The organism is Kitasatospora sp. NPDC057512, from assembly GCF_042802135.1.
Lineage (GTDB): Bacteria > Actinomycetota > Actinomycetes > Streptomycetales > Streptomycetaceae > Kitasatospora.
The window spans coordinates 1-2,433 of sequence record NZ_JBHVET010001004.1; the positions used below are offsets into that span (position 1 = coordinate 1).

Genomic DNA, 2,433 nt, shown 5'->3' on the forward strand with positions numbered 1-2,433 from the left:
ACGCCGTACTCGTCCAGCTCCGACAGGAGGCCGTCCACACCCTCCCGGTCGGTGGTGTGGTCGTCCGCGAAACGACGGTCACCCGTCGCGTCCGGGACGTGCTTCACACAGACGACGATCCTCAAGCTCATGAGCGGTTCTCCTGTCACGGGTGCACGGATGCACTGATCCATGGCCTCAGGCATGCCGAGGGTACTGAGTGCCAAGTCCGGCCCGGGCACGACCCGCGCACCGCAAGCGCCACCTGGACCGGCAGACCGTGTCGACTCCCGTCGACTGGCGGCAGAGGCTCCACGGAGAGAATACGGCACTCAGTACCCCTCGTAAAGGAACTCAGTACCCTTCCCGGCTTCCCGGGGATCGTGAGCGGGCGCTAGGCGCGGAGGACGACGGCCGCCTCTCCCGTGTAGACGCGGAACGTCAGGGTCTCCTGGAGGTAGAGCTGGATCGTCTCGGCGTCGTGGGAGAGGTAGCCCACCGAGGCGTCCTGGCCGAGGTGGAGTTCGAAGTCGCCGCCGCGGGTGGAGAGCAGGTAGGCGCCGTCGATGGCCGGGGCCCAGATGATCTCGCCGTCGAGGAGGCGGGCGAGGTGGTTGTGGACCGGGTAGCCGTGGTCGCTGGTCTCGTTGACGGCGGTGAAGGCGGCGGCGCCGAGCAGGAGTGAGTAGGGGCCGCCGACGCCGGCCAGGCGGAGGGCGGTGAGGGCGCGGCTGACGGCCTCCGGGTACTCGCGGACGTCCTCGGGGAGCTGGACCGGCGGGTTGGTGGAGGCGGCGCGGATGCCGTCGATGGAGGCCGCGCGGTAGCCCTCGAAGACGGCGCGGTCCTCGGCCAGGGCGAGCTTGCGGCCCGCGTCCTTCACCGGCTGCCAGTCGGAGTCCCGGGAGCCGCGTTCGACGTCGTCCACGGCGTCGCGGCGGACGGTGAAGGGGACGCGCAGCTCGACCACCGGCTGGGCGGTGCGGGCGCGGGCCTGGATGCCGTCCGTCGGGGGGTCGATGGCGGTCAGGTGGCCGGTGCCGACGGCGGCGAGGGTGGCGCCCTCGGGGCCGTTGAGGTCGACCACCCGGCGGCCGGCGATGTGGAGCTTGAAGGTCTGGCGGGCCTCCTCCTCGATCTCCTCCCAGGCGGCGGCGGAGATCGGGGCGAGGTCGCGGTGGAGGTTGTTCATGGGCGGGGTCCTGTTCAGGGGGGTCTGTCAGGGATCTGCCGGGGGCGCGGTCAGGGGGTCTGCCTGAGGCTGCCGATGCCGAGCGAGCCGTCCCCGGAGAGGGGGACGGGGGCGGGGGTCGAGGCGGGGGCCGCCGAGGGCGCCGGTGGCGGGGAGTCGAGGAAGTCGGCGGTCGGGACGAAGAACAGCCCACCGGTGACGGCGGTGGAGAAGTCGAGCAGCCGGTCGGTGGTGCCGGGCGGGTTGCCGACGACCATGTTGCGCAGCATCTCCTCGGTCACCCCGGGGTCGGCCGCGTAGCCGATGAAGTAGGTGCCGGACTCGCCGCCGCGGTCCGCGGAGCCGAAGGTGCCGTACGGCATGTTGAAGCGGACGATCTTCCGCTCCTCGCCGTCCGGGCCGGTGATCACGGTGAGCGCCACGTGCGAGTCGGCGGGTTTGGCCTCGTCGGACAGCTCGATGTCGTCGAGCTTGGTGCGGCCGACCGCCCCCTCCTGCTGCTCGACGCTCAGCGCGTTCCACTTGTCCATGGCGTGCACGTACCGCTGGACGAGGACGTAGCTGCCGCCGGTGAACCCCGGGTCCTCGGCGCCGACCAGGGCCGCGCGCTCGGCGGCCCGGCCCTCCGGGTTCTCGGTGCCGTCGACGAAGCCGAGCAGGTCCCGGTCCTCGAAGTACTTGAAGCCCTGGACGGAGTCGACGACGGTGGCGGCCCCGGCGAGCCGACCGGTGAGCTGCGCGGCCAGTTCGAAGCAGAGGTCCATCCGCTCCGCCCGCAGGTGCAGCAGCAGGTCGCCGGGGGTGGCCGGGGCGCGGTGGCGGGTGCCGGCCACCTCCTGGAAGGGGTGCAGGGAGGCCGGGCGGGGGCCGGCGAAGAGGCGGTCCCAGAGCTCGGAGCCGATGCCGGTGACGCAGGTGAGGCCGCCCTCGGGGGCCCGGAAGCCGACCGCGCGGCGCAGTCCGGCGAGCTCGGGCAGCAGGTCGCGGACGGCCGCCTCGCGGCCGGGTTCGACGGTGAGGACCAGGAAGACGGCCGCGCTGGTCAGCGGGGAGAGGACGGCTTGCGATTCGGCCTGCACGGTGGTGGCCTTTCTCGGGAGGACGGGGTTCTCCGGCGGCAGGCTCACGGACGCCGCTCCCGCCGCGGTGCGGGGAGGCCGAACGGGGGACGGACCGGCATCAGTCTGATCATGGGAATGATTACACCGCAAAGCGGACAATCCGGCACGGCCGACGCGCAGCCGAACGGCCCTGTCGGAGTC

Annotated in this window: 2 protein-coding genes and 1 pseudogene; all 3 read right to left on the minus strand. The window is 72.5% G+C overall.

Features of this window, described 5'->3' with window-relative positions:
• Positions 1–131: pseudogene (locus ACFU6K_RS36805) on the minus strand (electron transfer flavoprotein subunit beta); the annotation flags it as partial.
• Between the two features lie 242 nt (positions 132–373).
• Positions 374–1,171, minus strand: coding sequence for a family 1 encapsulin nanocompartment shell protein (locus ACFU6K_RS36810; RefSeq protein WP_380670671.1), 798 nt, complete (start codon positions 1,169–1,171; stop codon positions 374–376).
• A gap of 50 nt (positions 1,172–1,221) precedes the next feature.
• Positions 1,222–2,292: a Dyp-type peroxidase gene (locus ACFU6K_RS36815; RefSeq protein WP_380670673.1), complete on the minus strand. Its 1,071-nt coding sequence runs from the start codon at positions 2,290–2,292 to the stop codon at positions 1,222–1,224.
• Between the last annotated feature and the right edge of the window lie 141 nt (positions 2,293–2,433).